At 53.1% G+C, this 19,261-nt stretch carries 14 protein-coding genes; 6 read left to right on the forward strand and 8 right to left on the reverse strand.

The window, feature by feature from the left end:
- Window positions 1-93: 93 nt before the first annotated feature.
- The 5 genes from FHS19_RS13515 to FHS19_RS13535 form a co-directional block, all read right to left on the reverse strand.
- Window positions 94-1,770, reverse strand: a complete 1,677-nt coding sequence (locus FHS19_RS13515) for a DUF11 domain-containing protein (RefSeq protein ID WP_183582306.1) — start codon at window positions 1,768-1,770, stop codon at window positions 94-96.
- Complete coding sequence (locus tag FHS19_RS13520) at window positions 1,767-8,237, reverse strand: CLIPPER-2 domain-containing protein (RefSeq protein ID WP_246426562.1); 6,471 nt, start codon at window positions 8,235-8,237, stop codon at window positions 1,767-1,769. The genes FHS19_RS13515 and FHS19_RS13520 overlap by 4 nt, the downstream gene beginning before the upstream one ends.
- Window positions 8,238-8,694: 457 nt before the next feature.
- On the reverse strand, window positions 8,695-9,330 hold the full coding sequence (locus tag FHS19_RS13525; protein ID WP_183582307.1) for a helix-turn-helix transcriptional regulator: 636 nt from the start codon (window positions 9,328-9,330) through the stop codon (window positions 8,695-8,697).
- A 115-nt stretch (window positions 9,331-9,445) separates the two neighbouring features.
- A complete protein-coding gene (locus FHS19_RS13530) occupies window positions 9,446-9,685 on the reverse strand; it encodes a ferredoxin family protein (RefSeq protein WP_076171713.1) in 240 nt (79 codons plus the stop codon).
- Between the two features lie 22 nt (window positions 9,686-9,707).
- Window positions 9,708-10,778 carry an Mrp/NBP35 family ATP-binding protein gene (locus FHS19_RS13535; protein WP_183582308.1) on the reverse strand — a complete coding sequence of 357 codons (1,071 nt, stop codon included), beginning with the start codon at window positions 10,776-10,778 and terminating at the stop codon, window positions 9,708-9,710.
- Window positions 10,779-11,232: 454 nt separating this feature from the next.
- Between FHS19_RS13535 and FHS19_RS13540 the strand changes: the two genes are divergently transcribed.
- The 5 genes from FHS19_RS13540 to mnmH all read left to right on the forward strand — a co-directional run bounded on the left by FHS19_RS13540 (window position 11,233) and on the right by mnmH (window position 15,754).
- Entirely contained in the window at window positions 11,233-11,598 is a 366-nt protein-coding gene (locus FHS19_RS13540; RefSeq protein WP_376771901.1) for a globin domain-containing protein, read from the forward strand.
- Between the two features lie 27 nt (window positions 11,599-11,625).
- A complete protein-coding gene (locus tag FHS19_RS13545; protein ID WP_183582309.1) occupies window positions 11,626-12,168 on the forward strand; it encodes an NADPH-dependent FMN reductase in 543 nt (180 codons plus the stop codon).
- 180 nt (window positions 12,169-12,348) lie between these two features.
- A complete protein-coding gene (locus FHS19_RS13550) occupies window positions 12,349-13,374 on the forward strand; it encodes a M15 family metallopeptidase (protein WP_183582310.1) in 1,026 nt (341 codons plus the stop codon).
- 224 nt (window positions 13,375-13,598) lie between these two features.
- Window positions 13,599-14,648 (forward strand): selenide, water dikinase SelD, encoded by a 1,050-nt coding sequence (gene selD, locus FHS19_RS13555; RefSeq protein ID WP_376771902.1) that lies wholly within the window; start codon window positions 13,599-13,601, stop codon window positions 14,646-14,648.
- An 11-nt stretch (window positions 14,649-14,659) separates the two neighbouring features.
- Window positions 14,660-15,754 carry a tRNA 2-selenouridine(34) synthase MnmH gene (gene mnmH, locus FHS19_RS13560; protein WP_183582312.1) on the forward strand — a complete coding sequence of 365 codons (1,095 nt, stop codon included), beginning with the start codon at window positions 14,660-14,662 and terminating at the stop codon, window positions 15,752-15,754.
- Between the two features lie 222 nt (window positions 15,755-15,976).
- Here mnmH and FHS19_RS13565 read toward each other — a convergent pair whose 3' ends face one another.
- Window positions 15,977-17,158, reverse strand: a complete 1,182-nt coding sequence (locus FHS19_RS13565) for an MGDG synthase family glycosyltransferase (protein ID WP_183582313.1) — start codon at window positions 17,156-17,158, stop codon at window positions 15,977-15,979.
- Between the two features lie 366 nt (window positions 17,159-17,524).
- The gene (locus tag FHS19_RS13570; protein ID WP_183582314.1) at window positions 17,525-18,073 is read right to left on the reverse strand and encodes a TetR/AcrR family transcriptional regulator; all 549 of its coding nucleotides are present in this window, start codon (window positions 18,071-18,073) and stop codon (window positions 17,525-17,527) included.
- 145 nt (window positions 18,074-18,218) lie between these two features.
- Here FHS19_RS13570 and FHS19_RS13575 point away from each other — a divergent pair, with 145 nt between their 5' ends.
- Complete coding sequence (locus FHS19_RS13575; protein ID WP_183582315.1) at window positions 18,219-18,983, forward strand: SDR family oxidoreductase; 765 nt, start codon at window positions 18,219-18,221, stop codon at window positions 18,981-18,983.
- Between the two features lie 33 nt (window positions 18,984-19,016).
- On the opposite strand, the gene FHS19_RS13580 is transcribed toward FHS19_RS13575, so the two are convergent.
- The gene (locus FHS19_RS13580; protein ID WP_183582316.1) at window positions 19,017-19,217 is read right to left on the reverse strand and encodes a hypothetical protein; all 201 of its coding nucleotides are present in this window, start codon (window positions 19,215-19,217) and stop codon (window positions 19,017-19,019) included.
- Window positions 19,218-19,261: the final 44 nt, after the last annotated feature.

Below are 19,261 nucleotides of genomic sequence, written 5' to 3' on the forward strand. Positions count from 1 at the left end.
CGATCGATAGGATCGGCATTCGCTGTTTTTTTGCATATGGATCGTTTCATTCATTTGGCGTCTTCTGATTGGCTGCCTGCACGGGTCTGCGCTTTATTCATCTTCTGTGTTGACGGCAATGCTGATCGTCTCGGATACCCATTCCTTTTCATAAACGCATCCGTCGACTTCCGCTAAGGTCCGGAACAGAAAGTATCCGTTAATTTCCTCAAGCTGTCCGTCCACCGGGTCGGGAACCTTGGCTGTATACCTGAATGTCAGCGAACCGCCAGGGTCCACGGCGCCCAATAGGACATCCTGGGAAGGATGAACCGCTTTACCGTTTACGATCACGGTGCCCGCCTGTAAAAGGCCGGGATCCGGTATCCAGCCGATGAGAACCACGGACGCGCCTAAGCTTCCGCTGTTATACAGTTTAACGGTAACCAGCAGTTCATCCCCGGGCTCCAATACGTAATGGGCTGCCTGAGCCGCTGCGGTCAGGCTGGGGGCCAGCAGTTCAACCATGGCCGTTTCGGGTGAGGTGCGCTGGCGGACGGTCCGGCCGTCGGGAAGGTGGAAGGCGTAAGATACGGCTGCTTCGTTCGGAACTCGCAGCGGGGCAGCAGACGGTATAAACGGTTCAACCCTTGCATCATAAGTAACGCTTACCCGTTGCCCCGGAGAAAGGGTACCCAGAAAAAGGCCATCCATCAATGGTGTTCCTTCCATGTTCTGACCATTTAACCGGACGCTGCGTGGAACCAGGGATAAGCCCTGGGGAAATGCATCTTGGAGCGTTGCATCTACCGCATGGCTGCTGGAATTTTGCACCGTACATTCGTAGCCGATAACACAGCCGATGGTTGCCTGTATTCTGTTTGCCTTCTTGATGAGAATGACGTCAGGGTCGATTACGTTGACTTGAAGCTCATTGGCCAAGGCCTTATACTCAATCCCGTCAATGTAGTACTTCATGTAGCTTTGGATGAGCAAAGAACCGGTTTCCACCGTACCAACTCTTAAGCTGACCCTGATACGGATGGAAGCACCGGGAGCGATCGTCCCGACGGGAATACCATTTTCGGGCTGCACGTCCGGGTACAGGACGTCATTGATGACGACACTGCCCTGTACGAAAGTTAATCCCGGTGGGAGCGTAATGAAGATCACCGCATTGGATAGCGGTACACTCCCTTGATTCATCACCAGCAGTTCGTAGATCAGTGTATCCCCGATAAACGTCTGGAAGGTGCTGACCTCGGCGATGAGCGACACGGAAGAGGGTAGTACAGACAGCGTCACCGGATTGGAGGCGATGGAGCCGCGGACGGTTCTTCCGCCCAGGGATTGGAACGCATATTCAGCCCGTCCTTCATTGGTGATTTGCAGCGATGGGGGGATCGCCACCACGATAGCCTGAAAAACTACATACACCGAAGCATTGGGCCCCAGCATGCCGAGATCGATACCTGTACCGGGTTGAGCCCCCGGGACGGGGGCGCCGTTTTTCAAGACACTGTTCGGAATAAACGACAGCCCGGCTGGCAGCGGATCGTACAATATCAAGCCGGCTTCGCGATTGCCATCATTGCGTATTGAAAAGCTGTAGGTCACCATTTGATTCAGCGATACGACGCTATTTTGGACAAACTTGCTGAACTTCAGCAATGGGCCGATCCATGGGGTATCGACCGTATTGGAGTAAGCGACCGACTCGGTTTCACCAACGCTAAAGCGGACCATGGTTTGATTTTTTAAAATAAAGTCAGATGTCAGCCCGGACTTCATAGAGTTGTCACCTGTACCTGGAATGTCACGATCACAGTGTCTCCTGCCCCGATGGTGCCGACTGTAATGCCGGTATTCGGATTGGCGGTCGGTCTAGGCGTTCCGGCGACCGTAACACTGCCCGGGACAAACACCGAGCCTGTCGGTACCGGGTCAACAAGCACGACGCTGCTGACGGCTTCGATTCCGTTATTAGTGACGGCAATGGTGTACGTAATAATGTCTCCGACGACCGCGTCAATGGAAGGCGTGCTTTTGACGACGGAAACGTCAGGTGACGAAACCGGAATGGTCAGCACGTTGGATAGGGAAGTTCCGGTAACGACCACGCCGTCCGGACGCGTAAAGGAGAAGTTCACGGTTGCCTGGTTCACGAGCTGCTGCGGGTTCGGCAGGGTATCTACGGTCACTTCCATAGTTACGGTCACATGGACGGTCTGGCCAGGATTGATCGTGCCGATGGAGAACCCGGTTGAGGGGTCCGCACCGGGCAGCGGAACACCGTTAACCTGTATGCTGTTGGGAACAAATACGGCTCCGGTAGGAACAGGGTCGATTAGTATTCCTGTCGCCGCGATGTTGCCTGTATTCGTCAGCGTTACCGTATAGACGATCGTATCTCCAACCGTCGCGTTTGTCGTATCGGCCGTTTTGTTGGCGTTGATAATGGCCTGATAGACAGGAACGGTCGTTATGTTGGAGAACGCGGTGCCGGTGAATGCGCCGGAGTTAAACGTTACGGACGATTGGTTGGTCAGGTTTCCGTCGTCAGGGATGGATAGGACGGTTACGTTAAACGTCACGGTTACCACGGCACCAGGGGCGATCGTACCCAGCTGAATGCCGGCCGCCGGATTGGCAGACGGCTGGGAAGTTCCGTTAACCGTTACGCTGCCCGGTACAAACTGGCTCCCTGCGGCGATCACGTCCGAGAAGACCGCATTGGTGACATTTTCAATACCATTGTTGGTCACTGTGACGGTATAAGGAACCACCGTGCCCACCGAAGCTTCAGCAGCACCGGAAGTTTTGACGACAGCGACATTTGGCGCGGATACCGGAATCGACAGTGTATTGGAGGCAAATGAACCGTTGATGGCCCGGGAATCCGGCAGCGTGAAGGTAAAGGCTGCAGTCGCTTGATTGGTCAGCTGTTGGGTTGGCGGTACCGCATCTATGACTGCTGAGAACGTGACGACGGCACCTGTGACGACAACGCCAAGGGGAATTCCCGCGGCCGGATCGGCTCCCGGCATCGGTTGGCCGTTGAGAATTACGCTGTTTGGCACAAAAGTCGTTCCGGCAGGAAGTGTATCCGTTAAGGTGACGGCCGCGCCGAAATTGCCTGCATTGTTCATGCTAACGGTAAATACGACCGTATCGCCGACGGTTGCATTGGCCGTGTTGGCGGTTTTCTGCGCGGTGAAAATCGGCTCAAATACCGGGGTAGTCACGGTATTGGAGAAGGTGACCCCGGAGAAGGTACCCGACGTAAAGCTGACCGAAGACGTATTTGCGAGCTGCGCAGGCGTTGGCAGGGAGGTCACGGTGATGTTAAAGGACACGGTAACCGTAGCCCCCGGGGCAATCGTACCGATGATGATGCCTGTGGCTGGATTGGCTGCAGGCCGGGGTACACCGTCGACCGTGACGGAACCGGGCACTAAGGCGGCGCCTGGCGGGATCGGGTCGGTGAACAGGACGCTGCTGACGGTTTCGATTCCGTTGTTCGTGATTGTGGTCGTGTAAGTCGCCGTATCGCCGACCGTCAGCGCGGTTGACGGCGTGCTTTTGACGACTGCGACGTTGGGAGCGGATACTGGGATGATCAATATATTGGATACAGCCGTCCGGGTAAAGGACCGGCCGTCCGGAAGAATGAAAGTGCCTGAAACGGTGCCTTGGTTTACGAGCTGCTGCGGGGATGGCAGCGAAGTAATATTAACCGAAAATACGGCTGTCGCCGTCTGTCCCGGATTGACGACGCCAGCAGGTATGCCGGTGTCAGGACTTGCCCCCGGAATCGGCGTCCCGTTAACCAGAACACTATTCGCGACGAAAATGGTCCCTGACGGGATATTGTCCGTTAACGTGATTTGAGCGGGATAATTTCCCGCGTTTCCGATCGAGAACGTATACGTAACGGTATCGCCGACTGTGGCGTTTGCGGTACTTGCCGTCTTGGCCACCGTTGGCACGGCGTTGAATACCGGAGTGGTCACACTATTCGAGTTGGCAAGGCCCGAGAATGCTCCTGACGTAAACGTAACGGTTGCTAGATTGCTTATGTCCCCGTTACCGGGCACGGAATTTACGGTGATGCTGAAATTCACCGTGACGGTGATGCCGGGGTCGATCGGGCCGAGCGCGATGCCGGCGGATGGATTCGCCGTGGGAGCAGGCGCACCATTAATCGTCACACTGCCGGTCACGAATGACGTGCCCTCCGGAATACTGTCGGTAAACTGGACGTTATTGATCGTTGCGATCCCTTGATTGGTGACCGCCACGGAATAGACGATGGTATCCCCGACGGTCGTCGAAGTCGTGGTCGTCGTTTTGACCACGCTCACGTTCGGCGCGGATACGGGAATCGTAACGGTGTTGGATGATGCCGAGCCGGTCAGCGTCCGGCCATCAGGCGGCGTATACGTGAAAGCGGCGGTCGCTTGGTTCGTGATGAATTGCGGACTAGGCAGCGAGTTGATCACCACGACAAAGGTCACGACCGTGCTTGCCCCGGGAGCGAGTGTCCCTAGATCGATACCGGCTGCCGGGGATGCACCTGGTATTGGAAAGCCGTTTACGATGACGCTGTTGGGAGAAAACGTAGTTGAAGCCGGAATCGTATCTGTCAGCGTAACGGCTGCTCCGAGGTTTCCGCTATTACTGACCGTTACTGTGTAAGTAACGGAATCACCGACGGTGGCATTGCTCGTATTGGCACTTTTGGTTACTGCGATTTCCGGTTGAATGACAGGCGTCGTCGTAATGTTCGAAGACGCGGTTCCTGAGAACGTGCCAGATGTAAAGCTTACAGTTGACTGGTTGTTGATTTGCGATGGAATCGGCATGGTTATCCTCACCTCAAAAGTTACGGTAGCCGCAGAACCAGGGGTCAGGGTACCGATTGAAATACCCTCGGACGGAACTGCTGACGGGCGCGAGGTACCGTTAACAATTACGCTTTGAGGAATAAACGAAGCGTTTGAAGGGATGTTGTCGATCAGGTTGACGCTGTTGACATTTGACGCTCCATTATTCGTGACCGTGCTTGAAAAAGTCAGGATGTCCCCTGCGACAACATTCGCCCTCGAAGCGGTCTTGACGACGCTAACGTTCGGGAGCGCAACAGGAATCGTGACTGTATTGGACACAGCAGATCCCGTAACTTGCCTGCCGCCCGGTAATGTATAGGTAAAGGATGCCGCCGCCTGATCTGTAAGCTGTCTTGAAGCGGGCAGGGAAGTAACCGTAACAACAAAGCTGACCGTTACCGCAGTATTTGCCGCCAGAGAACCCAGAGGAATCCCGGTCAAGGGGCTAGCTCCTGGAATGGGATTACCGTTGATGAGCACGCTGTTTTCAATAAATACAGAGCCGGGCGGAATGTTATCGGTCAGCGTGACCGCTGCAGCCGTGTTACCGGTATTGCTCACTTGAAACTGATAGGCAAACGTGTCTCCGACCGTGGCGTTTAGCGTACTGGCCGATTTAACGATGTTGATGGCCGCCAAGAAGACGGGGATAACCAACGTATTGGACAGAGAGGTTCCGCCAAAAGTACCGGACGTAAACGCAACGCTGGCCCGGTTGCTCAGCTGCCCTGTACCGGCCAGGGAATTAACGCGGACTTGGAACGTTACGACCGCAGAAGCCCCTGCCCCCAAAGATCCGACGGACACACCGCTCGCGGGATTTCCGCTGGGAACCGGGGTGCCGCCTACTGTCACGCTCCCGCTGATCAGCGATGTCCCCTCGGGTATCGGATCGGATATGATTACATTGCTCAATGGTCCGGTACCGTTGTTGGTCGCTGTGATGGTGTAAGTAATGACATCCGATACGGTGGCTGCCGACGTGCTGGCGCTCTTGACCACCGTCACGTTTGGCGCTGAGGCCGGAATCGTCAGGGTGTTTGACGCTGCCGATCCTGACAGGCTGCGCCCGCTTGGCAGCCGGTAGGTATAACTTGCCGCCGCCGTATTGATAAGCGAAGGCGGAGAAGGGAGCGAGTTCAGCATCACCTGGAAGGTGACGGTAACGGAGCCCCCGGCTGCGACGGTCCCTGCGTTAATTCCTCCGGTTGGAGTGGCTCCCGGCACAGCTGTTCCTCCAACCGTAACCGAGTTTGCTACGAAGCTCGTTCCTGAAGGAATGTTATCGGTGAGTGTAACCTGGGCTGCCCGGTTCCCGCTGTTCCGGACCAAAAGCGAGTACGTAACGGTGTCGCCGACCGTAGCGCTCGAGGTCGAGGCGCTCTTGGCAACCGTGATGACCGGTTGATAGACGAGGGTCGTCAACGTGTTCGACACCGACGTCCCTTGAAAAGCACCCGAGCTGTACGACACGGTCGATTGGTTTGATAAGGACCCGGATGCAGGAACAGATTGAACGGCCACCTGAAAAGTCACCGTAACGGAGCTTCCTGCTGCGAGGATTCCCAGGGTCACACCGCTGGCAGGATTGGCCGACGGCACCGTTGTGCCGCCAATGGTTACACTGCCGGGAACGAAGGCGGCACCGGAAGGAATTGCATCTGTGAATACGGCATTCGTCACGGCTTCTGTACCGTTATTAGTGACTACAGACGTATAGGTTAACGTCTCGCCTACAGCGATATCTGAGAAGTTAGCGCTCTTCGTAACCGTAATACTCGGCAGGGTTACGGGGAGCGTGAGTGTGTTGGAGGATGCGGAACCCGATATCGTTCTTCCTGCGGAAGGCGTGAACGTGTAGGCAGCCACCGCCTGGTCGACAAACTGCGGTGGAGAGGGCAGTGAGTTCACCTGTACCCGAAATGTTACCGTCGATGATGATCCCGCTCCAATACTGCCGATCGCGACGCCTGCCGCCGGATTCGCTCCCGCAATGACGGTTCCGTTAACCGTGAACGTCCCGGTAACGAAAGAGCTGCCTGTCGGGATGTTGTCGGCGAGCGTAACGTTCGCTGCGATATTTCCGGAATTGGCCACCAAAATGGTGTATGTGACGGTTGAGCCTACCGTCGCATTGGTCCGGTTGGAGCTTTTGGTCAGCGTAAGGGCCGGCGACACGACGGTAACCGTGACCGCATTCGATGGGATTACGCCGGTAATCGTCGACCCGCCGGCGACGCTCTGGAAAGAGAAGGAGGCGTTCGCTGTGTTGACTAACTGGTTGGAGGATGACTGTGCCGTTACCGTTGCTCGATATGTGACTGTTGCTGAAGTACCAAAGTTCAATGTTCCTAGCGGTGCTCCTGCAACAATATCGTAGGTCGGGCGGGGGATGCCCCCAACCGTTACGCTGCCGCTGACAAAGCTTAGACCCGCCGGCAGCACATCCGAAAGGACCACGCTGTTGGCATTGGCGGTGCCTGTATTGCTTACCGTTACGGTATACGTGATGACATCGCCGACAACGGCTGTTGTCGTACTGGAGCTCTTGGCTACAGTGATGGTCGGGGCATTGATGTCCACCTGAATCGCATTCGCATTGACCGCATAGGCATCTCCTGAGGTGGTGAGGATCAGTACCGCCGAAGACTGATTGTTAACAAGCCGGGAGGAGACGTCGACATTCGTAATATCCCAGCCTTGACGGCCCCCGATGATATTGTTTCCGGGCGCTCCGTTGGTCTGATTGCGAGTCCCGAACGTCCCGGTCGTATTCAATTGGCCGGCATCGTTGTTGATCTGGGAAGCAAAAAAGTTGTTGGCAAAGTTGTTAGGACCTGACAGCGCGGAAGCCGTGTTGGATGTCGGACCGAACAATGCCTGGTCACCGGTCCGGTTGGCATCGCCTTCCTGGGCGCTGAACAGCGCTCTGCCACCGAGCGCACCAGAAACCGGGGTAGCAAATCCCGTCAGTGTCGTCGTAACCGGGTCGGAGTTGGCCTGAACCAGGACGGCGCCCGCACGGATCGACATGTTCCGGAAGGGGAGGGAGGGATTCTGGTAAATGACGCCCAGTGTCCATCCGGCATGATTTCCTGTAGGATCGTTCGCTATGACGATGGTTCCCACAACGCCGCCGGTCGTATAAGTTCCCGCACCTCCTTGCTGAACCAGTGATGTCACGTTGGCTGACCGAACATATGCCGTGACTCCGTTCCCAAAATCTATCGAATTGGCGGTAGCGGAATCCGGCGTGACCGTATTGGCTCCTGCAGGGGTAATGAACGTGACCGGATTATTGATAAAGCTGCTGAGGTTAATGCTCCCGGAAATGATATAGGACCCGCCCCAGACGAGCTCGGCATACAAGACCGTACTGCCAGATGGGAGGGTCAGGATGGCCGAGGATCTGTTGCTCTGAAAAGCGTTCGTCGTTCCTGCCGGATAGCTTCCAAAAACAGAACTTGTGTTAGTCGTCGCAAACGCGCCAATACTGTCGAGCGTTCCCGGAACGCCTGTCGTATCCGATCGGCTGAGCCCGAGGGTATTCCCGGTAAACGTGATCGCTCCCGTAGCATTGAAAGTTGCTCTAACGATTAGAGGAATATGATTACCCCCTTTGTGTCAAATCCGGAAGAGACGAAAGAAAGGACCTGAATAACAGAATGGCACAATTCAAGTTATGAAGATTGAACCGGGGGTATGTGAAATTACGGGGATGAAAATAAAAAACTTATCATTCCGATCGCATAAAAAAGATCCGCAGGGCTGCTCCACCACACAGCGGTCTCATTCCAAATGAGAGGTTTGTGGTAGACCTTGCGGATCATCGGTGGGCTTTGCGGATCTTATAGACACATTTTCGGTCGCCCATGGCGAGACACTCGTCGCGGGATACCTCGGCCCCGAGCAGCGATTCGAACAGCTTCAGCTCGCAGGCACACGCATGATTGTATTTTTTCGCAATTTGCGATATCGGACAATTATGCTCGAATAAGGTATACTCATCTTCATTGTTTTTTTGAAGCTCGACCATATAGCCGTTATCGTTTTGAATTTCGGCCAGCTGCTCGACTTTTTCGGCAAAGTTCTTGCCTTCCATTTTACCGGAATGGTTTTTCAGCAGCGATTCGCCCCGGAGGTCAAACAGGTGGTTCACCATTTCCGTCCCCGAATCCTGCTCGAGTTCCCCGAGAAGATCCAGCGTAAGCGAATGATACTTGTTGGGAAAAAAGTCTTCAGCCTGCTCTGTCAGACGATAGATCGCCGAAGGCCTTCCCATCGGCTGCCGAATCGTTTTCGATTCGATCAAGCCTTCTTTTTCGAGCGTGTTGATATGGCGTCTGACCGCCATGCTGGTGATCCCAATAAACTCCGTAATTTCCTTTGCACTGAGTTCGCCTTTGGTTTTCAGCATTTGCAGTATTTTGTCCCTGGTTGAAATATCCAGCTGTTGATTCATGTTAACACCGCCTATTCACTGATCCGGGCCATACGTTCATTTAAAAAATGATTTCAAAGTATAAACAGCCTGTCGATTTGGAAATCAACAGGCTGAACCAATCGCAAATCGTCAATTATTTGGATTTGTAGAAGTTTTCCGCTTTTTGAATCATATGTTTTTCTTCTTCCGGAAGATCAGTATCATAATATACCGCACCTACCGGGCAGGCAACTTCGCAAGCACCGCATTCGATGCAAATATCCGAGTCAATAAAATATTGATCCGGACCTTCCTCGATACAATCGACAGGACATACATCCACACAATCGGCCGCTTTTTCGTCTATGCAGGCCGAAGTAATTACATAAGACATTTGTTTCACCCTTTCAAATTAATTAAATATCATGGTTAATAATTCTCTGAGCCAAACTCATAAAAATACGCCATTGCTCGCTGTCATCTCCAAATACGGCCGGGGACTTCTCCGGGTCCGCCGACTGGCCGGGCGCAGAAAGCGGGATCTCGGCCAGCAGTTTGGTGTTGAGCTGCTCCGCGAGAGCGGCTCCGCCGCCTGTGCCGAACAGATCATGCCGCTGACCGGAGGGGTCGGTAAAGTAAGACATGTTCTCGATGACTCCGAGGATCGGATGGTTGGTCTGAACCGCCATTTCACCAGCCCTCGCAGCAACATGATTGGCAGTAGGGTGGGGCGTGGTCACCAAAATTTCCGAGCACTGCGGAATTTTATTGTGAACATCCAGGGCAATGTCACCTGTACCCGGCGGAAGGTCCAGCACGATGAAATCGAGCGGACCCCATTCCACTTCATTGAGGAACGTGCTGAGCATCTTGCCCAGCATCGGTCCCCGCCAGACGACGGGCTTGTTGCCTTGTACGAAAAATCCGGTCGAAATAACCTTGATTCCGTGCCGTTCCACCGGTACGATTCGGTTATTATGCTTCTTCGGAAGATCATGAATTCCCATCATTTCCGGAATACTGTAACCATAGACATCCGCATCGATGATCCCTACGCGTTTACCCTGCTTGGCCAGTGCCGTAGCCAGGTTGACGGTCACCGTGGATTTGCCGACCCCGCCTTTGCCGCTGGCGATCGCGATGAACGTCACGCCCGAATCGGCGGCGACGAGAGGGGAGTTCATCAGCGTTGGTGCACGACGTACCGATTTATTCAGCTTAATTGCTATAATATCATTTTTTTCTTCATTTGAAATGGCTTTAAACCGGATATGCACGTCCGAGATGCCGATCCCCTTCAAGGCGCTGACAATCTGTTTCTCGATGCTCTCTTTGATTGTAGACATGTCGGGGTCCAGGAGCACCGATAAAGCCGCATGATCCTTATTGATTGTAATATCCCGGATCAAGCCAAGCTCAGTAAGGGGGCGCTCATGCTCGTTGTCTTTCAAGTGGGTCAGAGCAGCGACCAAGTCGTCTTTGGTCATGGTTGATCACCTTCATTCTCTATCTATATAGATTGAACTCGTGTATGAAACTTCGTTTCTTTATAGTTCATTCTATCCCTATTACAGTATGGCCCAAAACAGCAGTACAGACCTTCTGTGGACAAAACCGGCGATTTCGTGACCTTTTACGGTCTGTTCCCTTCGTGTTTTCCCATTACAGAACAGGTATGTACTATTATCAGAGTAATTGTAGTTCACACGGGTAATATAGTCAACATATATGTATACAAAGTAAAGAATATTTACGGAACAAGTATTGACAAAGGGAACGCTCAATTATAATAATTAGTATACGTTTATGTTTACTAATTAAGGGGCTTACACCCGTGAAGGGAGGTTCAATTCCCCGTTGAACTCGAATATGAATCAGGAACCCGGACAACAAGCGGATCAGGGCAACCGGGAAGCTCACCCGACGTCTTTTTATGAGCAAATGGGCGGCGCAGACACAATGAAGGCGCTTGTGGAAGCCTTTTACCCCAAAGTGGTGGAGCATCCGCTGCTTGCTCCGCTGTTTCCGGAGAATATATTGCCTGTCATGAAGAAGCAGGAAATGTTTTTGACCCAGTATTTCGGAGGACCGCAGTTATACACGATGCAGATGGGCCATCCCCGCATGAGGGCAAGGCATCTTCCGTTTGCCATCACGCCAAAACGCGCGGAAGCCTGGATCGGCTGCATGCAGCAGGCCATGGAAGAGGTTATTGAGGATGACATGCTGCGCCAGCAAATGATGGAGCGGCTAGCGATGACCGCGTTCTTTTTCGTCAATACGGATGAAGGTGAAGTCGAATATTAAGGAAATTACTGAAAAGGAGTTAACATCATGAAGCTGGTTGGAATATCTGGCGCGATCATAGGCAGCAAGACAGCCCTTGTGGTGAACAAGGTGCTCGAAGAGGTCAAGAAGCAGTATCCCGATGTAGAGACGGAACTGCTCGATATGAAAAAATACGACGTGCAGTTCTGTGACGGACGCGATCCATCGGCATATACAGGCGACACGAAAAAAGTGATCGATGCCGTCATTTCCAGCGATTTTTGTTTGATTGGCACGCCAATCTATCAGGCATCGATGTCCGGCGTGCTGAAAAACTTGTTCGACCTGATTCCGGTCACGGCGCTGCAGCAAAAGGTCGTAGGATTCGTCGCCACAGGCGGGACGTACCAGCATTATCTGGTGATTGAGAACCAGCTGAAGCCAATCGCTGGATTTTTCCGTTCTTATGTGGCACCGGGCTATGTCTATGTCCATGATGATCATTTTAATGAGTATAAAGAGATTACGGATCCGAACGTGTTGGAACGGATTGAGCGGCTGGCCCACGAGCTTGTCTTTATGCAAAAACGGCTGAAGGGTTCTGAATAAGCCGTGTCCCCCAAGGAGCATACATAGTTTTAACGATGGATGAGTCCTGATCGAAAAGATCGGGGCTTTTTTTGTCGTAACTTCCTCCAATATGTCGTATAATAGATCCGGGCATGATAGATTTATAGATTGATAGAAAGCCGTGGTCTTGAATCACGCGGTATTATTTGAGGTGAACGCATGCGTAAATGGGCAACTTTGATCGTCGCAGTCATCATTGTCGGCGGCGCGCTGATCTATTTTGCGAACAGCAGAGGAACAGCAAAGGATGAGGCGACCGTACAGAATCCTCCGGCGCTCGCCCAGCAGGGCGGCGGAGATCAAAGCGATAACGGCAGCACAGTAGATCCGGAAGGCACAAGCGGAGACGGAGATACGACAACGGATAACGGCAGCACATCGGATACGGAAGGCACAATCGGTGACGGCAATGATGTCTCGGAAGGCGCCGGAGGTGGCACAACCGGTCAGGATGCCGGACAAGCGGATGATGGTAAGGATTCCGCTGCGACCGGGGACGATTCAGGCCAGGATTCAGGGAATGGATCGGGCGAATCAGCTGGCGGAACATCGGACAACAGTGAATTTGTCAATACGTACGACGTTGAGCATGTCGTATCCAATCCGACGAGCGATACGGTACTCGTCAATAAAACGTATCGTTTGCCGGAAGGTTACGTTCCGCCGGATCTCGTCTATCCGGATGTAGCTTTCACGTTTTCAGAAAAAATAGATAAGCGCAAAATGCGTAAAGTGGCCGCAGACGCTCTGAAAGAGCTGTTTGACGCGGCCAAGCAGGACGGCGTTTACTTGGCCGGTGTATCGGGCTACCGCTCCGAATCCCGCCAGACGACTTTGTATAACAACTATGTGGATCGGGACGGCGTCAAAGCGGCAGATACCTACAGCGCGCGACCGGGCCACAGTGAGCATCAAACCGGTCTGAGCATCGACGTGTCGGGAACCGACGGCAAATGCGCCGCGGAGAGCTGCTTTGCAGGCACGAAGGAAGCGAATTGGCTGGCTGACCATGCTTACGAATATGGCTTTATTATCCGTTATCCGGAAGGAAAAGAATCGATTACCGGCTACAAATACGAGCCGTGGCATATCCGCTACGTCGGCAGAGACATTGCCGAAGACGTGACGAAGAAGGATATCACGCTTGAGCAGTATTTTGGAAGCGCGGTTCCGGTATCCAAATAAGACAGGCTGCAATAAACAGCAGAAAGTTATGAAGGAAGCACATTGTAAGCTTCGGATCATGACATTCTGCTGTTCTTTGTTGGGTTTTCTCAAATTGAGACTGTATCGGCACCATGGCAAGGCTCATTTGCGTTTTTTTTCAGCGGTGTGTACGATTGAATTTGCGGGTTTACACAATATCAGGCGGATGCCAATGATTACTATAGAAGGGTTGTGTCATGATTATGGATTCCGATTTGAATATTAAATTAACGTCTTATTCCAGCAAGGGCGGATGCGGCTGCAAAATCGGCCCTGCCGATCTGAGTCAGGTGCTGCGCGGCCTGCCGCCCGCAGCGCATGATCCGAATCTGCTGGTCGGGCTCGATACGAGCGATGACGCCGGCGTCTACAAGCTGAACGACGATTTGGCGCTTGTACAGACGCTTGATTTCTTCACGCCGATCGTGGACGATCCTTATTCTTTTGGTCAAATTGCCGCGGCGAATGCGTTAAGCGATATTTATGCAATGGGCGGAAAACCGCTGACGGTGCTCAATATCGTCGCCTTTCCGATATCCACGCTGGATAAACGCGTGCTGACCGAAATCCTTCGCGGAGCGGGGGACAAAGTCAAGGAAGCGGGCGCAACGCTCGTTGGGGGACATTCAATCGACGACAAAGAGCCGAAATTCGGTTTATCGGTCACTGGACTGGTGCATCCTGATAAAGTAAGAAGCAACGCGGGAGCGCAGCCCGGAGACAAGCTCATCCTGACCAAGCCGATCGGCGTGGGCATTATGACCACTTCGATCAAGAAAGATCAGCTCACTCCGGAAGAAATCCGGCGGGTGACGGAAGTGATGTCAACGCTGAACAAAAAAGCGGCAGAAATCATGGAAGCTTATGATGTCCATGCCTGCACCGATGTGACAGGGTTTGGCTTAATGGGCCACTCGCTGGAGATGGCCAAAGGCAGCGGGGTGGAAATCCGAATCCGCAAACAGGATGTACCTGTCCTGCCGCGGGTTCGTGAGCTTGCGGAGCAGGGACTGATTCCAGGCGGATCTAAGAACAACTATGCGCATGTGCAGGACCATGTGATTTTCCCGGAAGCGATGGACGAGACGGACCGGTACATTTTGTGCGATGCGGTCACCTCCGGCGGCTTGCTCATATCTGTAGGGCCGGATGAAGCGGAGCGTCTGCTTCAAGAGCTGGTGGATGCCGGAGTGGAAGCGAAACTTATAGGTGAAGTTACCGCGAATCATAGCGGGCAAATTGTGATTGAGTAAGGAGCTGTATCATGTTTCAGGATATACAGATCGAGAAGCTTAATGAACTGAGAGCAAAAAATGAAATCACCGTCATCGATGTCAGGTCCCCGTCCGAGTATGCGGAATCAACGATACCGGGAAGCATTAACATTCCTTTCTTCAACGATGAGGAGCGGGCGGAGATCGGCACGCTGTATAAACAGGTCAGCACCCAGGCTGCGAAGGAGCGGGGCCTCGAGATTGTGTCCGCGAAGCTGCCTTCCTTCGTAAAGCAATTTGCTGACATTCAAGGGAATAAGGCGGTATTCTGCTGGCGCGGCGGCATGCGGAGCCGAACGACGGCAACGGTGCTGTCCCTGATGGGCATTCATGTGTACCGGCTTGAGGGCGGCTACCGGACTTACCGGAAATGGGTGGTCGACACGCTTCAGAGCATGGACTTTGCTCCGGACGTATACGTGATCCATGGCAACACGGGTACGGGCAAAACCTTGATTCTCCGGGAACTGCAGGAGAAGGGCTACCCGGTCGTTGATCTTGAAGGGATGGCCGGGCACCGCGGTTCCATATTTGGCGAAATTGGCCTGAAGAGCAGCAACCAAAAGACCTTCGATGCCCTGCTGGTGGAATCCCTGATCCGATATCAGGACTCTCCGTACATTCTGCTTGAAGCGGAGAGCAAGCGGATCGGAAAGGTGGTCCTGCCTGAATTTCTGGTCCAGAAGAAAGAGCAGGGGCGGCATATCGTGCTCGAGGCTCCGGTTGAGCTGCGGGTGAAGCACATTTTGGATGATTACTGCCCTGAGGAGTATCCTGCGGAAAGTCTGCTTGCTTTTTCGAAGATCAAGTCGCGGATTCATACGCCGATCGCCCAGGAAATCGAATTCAGCATGCAGCAGGGAAACTACGGGGCAGCCGTGAGATTGCTGCTGGAATACTATTACGATCCGAGATATGCGCATACCACCGAGGCTTACGGCGAAGCTTTCAATCAGGAACCGGCACTTGCCATCGGGTCAGTTGAGCAAGCGGTACAGCTGGTCGAAGAACGGATACAGAGAGACCAGGCGCAAGTCCAGGCATCGGCGGAAAATGTACGCGAGAAAAAGCATCAGTCCGTATAAAATTTAGGAATGGGAAGGGCCAGGGAATTGGTTCACCCTCATGATGCAAAAAGAAGGAATGCGCTCAGAGCGCATTCCTTCTTTGTATAAGAGATCAGAAAGTATAAGTTTCGGAGCTTCTGCTTCCTGATCTCGCAAGAAAAACTTCAGCTAAACGCGGTCTGTCTTCTTTGAAGGTACGTCGATAGACGTTTTTCTTATGTTCATAACCACGGATCAGCGTTACATGCTGGCCCAGAGACTGCGCCGCAGCTCCGCCGGTCTTGCGCCCGCCGTGCGTGCGTTCAGCAGTTCTACGAGCTCCTCCGCGCACCGTTCCGGACGGTAAACCTCGCGTGAAGCGGAAGGGTACGGGCTCATCCGGAAGCCATGCGGTGCGGCAGCCGCACCGCCGGTGCTGATGGCATGCAGCCACCGGTTCAGAACAAGCGGGCTCAGGACTTCCCCATAGCCGCCGCTGACAAAATATTCACAGTTTTTCTCCTCTTGGCCCGGAATGGACTCACAGAACAGCATGGGCAGCCCTTTTGCCATCGCTTCGGTGCAGGTCATCCCGCCCGGCTTGGTGATGAGCAGGTCGGAGGCATCCATCCATTTGCTGACTTCCTTCGTCTGACCGATCACAACGATATTCGGATGCGAGAATGCAGGCGAGCTCTTTAATTTGGATAACAGCTTCTGGTTGTTCCCGACACAGAACACGAGCTGCACGCGGTCCTTCCACTGGGCGAGCTGGTAGAACAGCTCTTTGTTGGCAACTAACCCCCAGCCGCCGCCCATGATGAAGACCGTAGGCATGTTTTTCAGCTTCAGCTTCCGCCTTACCGCCGCTTTATCTTCCTTCGTCCAAAACGTTGGATGGACCGGGATACCGGTCACGTTCACGCTGTTTGGATGAACCCCGCGTTTCAATAAAATCCGGCGGACGGATTCCGTCGATACGAGGAACTGATCCACCTGGCGATTCATCCAGGAGCCGTGAGCATCGTAATCGGTAATGACCGTGCAGAGCGGAACGTCCAGTCCGGATGCCTTCAGCCGGCCGATGATCGCGCTGGGGATCGGATGGGTGCAGACGATAAGGTCGGGTCTCAGCTGACGAATCACATCTGCTGTATGATTGTAGAACAATTTATGGAGCGCCAAAGCGGTCAGACGCTTTAACGGTTTGTCATGCTGTTTTCGATAGAGCATGCCGACAAGGGCCGGATTGGTGCTTACCGTGAGACGGTAGGCCGACAAGATCCATGGAGCTACGGTCGGATTCAGAAAAGAGCCAAGCTCGATGACTTTGGTATGCACATTGGGTTGAATTTCCTTCATGCCGGCAGCCAGCGCATAACCCGCTTGGGTATGACCGCTGCCGAATCCCTCGGATAATATGAGTACACGCTTCTTTTGCACGATTGTTCACCTTCTACCTAGATTAATTTCGGGCTCCGCGAGAGAGCGGTCTCCCGTTTCTATAATAAGTTTGCTTTATGTTATAAGTGGGTAAGCTTATGTAATGAACCTGCTATAGTAACAGTGTATGCTTTCATGTGTTCAAACAAAACGGCCCGTGGACCAGTCTCAAGCTGGACTTAAGTCGGGGACGCTGCTCACAATCCACTTGACTGCCGTTGACCGGTGATATCATATTCATTAGACGTCTGAGAGTCACGGCTGCCCTGCAAATGAAATATAGAAACTGGATTCATAGGTTTGTGATCATGCTTGGCAAGCATTCATCGAGAAGGGTGCAGAAGGGGAAAATAGTCGCTGCGGCGACTACACCTCCGGCCGATTCAGCGGATACAGCGCGGCGCGCGTAAGCCATAGGGCCATCTCCTCGGCCGTCTCTTGCATTTGATGGTTCAGCCAATAGTAGATGAGCCCCATCATCCCCCCGGAGGAGAAGGAAGCCTGGAGTGCGTCCGTGGTGAAAGCGAGCAGTTCGCTCTTAATCACCTGGTCCAGCTGGACAGGGAAATCCTTGACATTCATCATGATGGTGTAAAATGCAGCATGCTGACGGATATGTTCAAACAAGGTCACGGCTGAAGATATCGGTTTCCCGGATTCTTCATAATCCTTTCTGGCCGACTCATGGGAATAGGAAGGATTACGCATCGCGCTGCGAAGCGCCGTAAGAATGCCGGATGCGGTTTGGTTCAGCAGGTCATCCTTGTCGTAATAATGAAGATAGAAGGTCGAACGGTTCACGCCCGCTTTTTCCACAATGTTGCGAATGGTGATCGAAGCGTAGTCCTTTTCCGCCATAAGGCTAATTAAAGCCTCGGACAGATAGTGTTGGGTGTAGGTGACTCGTTTGTTCATATGTCTAATATCCTCCAGATGATATTGAAAACGCTGTAAAATAGACATTTTCGGCCAGATTGACGTTTGATTGCCAAATCGGACGGGCGCTATAATGATTATAGACAATGTGTTGTCTAATTTAAAGGTTGGAGGTAGGTTGGTCATGAAGCTACAAGACAAAGTAACGGTTATTACAGGTGCCGGATCAGGAATGGGAAAGGAAATGGCTCTTTTATTCGCCAAGGAAGGCGCCAAACTGGTTCTCGCTGATATCTCCCAGGCCTCTCTTGACCAAGTCGTTGCGGAAATTCAGCAGCAAGGCGGTACCGCGGTGGGGGTCATCGCGAATGTTGCCAAGGAAGAAGACGTGCAGAACATGATCGATACCGCAGTGAACCAGTTCGGATCACTGGACGTTCTGGTCAACAATGCGGGAATTATGGATAAAATGGTTGCGGCAGCCGAAGTGACCGACGAACTGTGGGAGCGTGTCTTCGCCGTAAATGCGACAGGCCCGATGCGGGCGATCCGCAAAGCGCTTCCGATTATGGTCAAGCAGGGAAAAGGCGTCATCGTCAATACAGCATCCGTCGGGGGATTGTTTGGGTCCCGGGCAGGGGCAGCTTATACGGCGTCTAAGCATGCCGTGATTGGTTTAACCAAGAATGTTGGCTACCAGTATGCGAAGCTCGGCATTCGCTGCAACGCGATCGCCCCGGGCGGTGTGGAAACCAACATTATGTCCGACACGCCTAATATGGACATGAATTCGCTTGGCGTGCAGCAAGCGATGGCCGGTATGGGCGTGAATCCAAGAACCGGCAAGCCGGATGAAATCGCGAAGGTCGCTTTGTTCCTCGCCTCGGACGATTCCAGCTTTGTGAACGGTACGGTCATTACAGCGGATGCCGGCTGGACGGCGTATTAATACCGTTTTGTCCCGGATGGCTTGTTCCATCCGCTAGACGCATACTTTCTGACTTCTCATTAAAAAAGCGCCGTCGTCCGTGCCTTTTCGGCACCACGATCGGCGCTGTTCTGCTTTCTTATTGCTGATTACCTGTGTCATTGGTTTGCGGCTCCAGGATTTACGCCCCCCGAGTACCGGATCGCTGGAAACCTTTTGCGGTTTTCCGGCATCGATCGTCTTCATTCTTTTCATCTGTCCATTCCTCCATTGTCATGATGTTCGCCCGGAAACCGGTG

It is taken from the genome of Paenibacillus rhizosphaerae, from assembly GCF_014192015.1.
Taxonomy (GTDB): domain Bacteria; phylum Bacillota; class Bacilli; order Paenibacillales; family Paenibacillaceae; genus Paenibacillus_AQ; species Paenibacillus_AQ rhizosphaerae.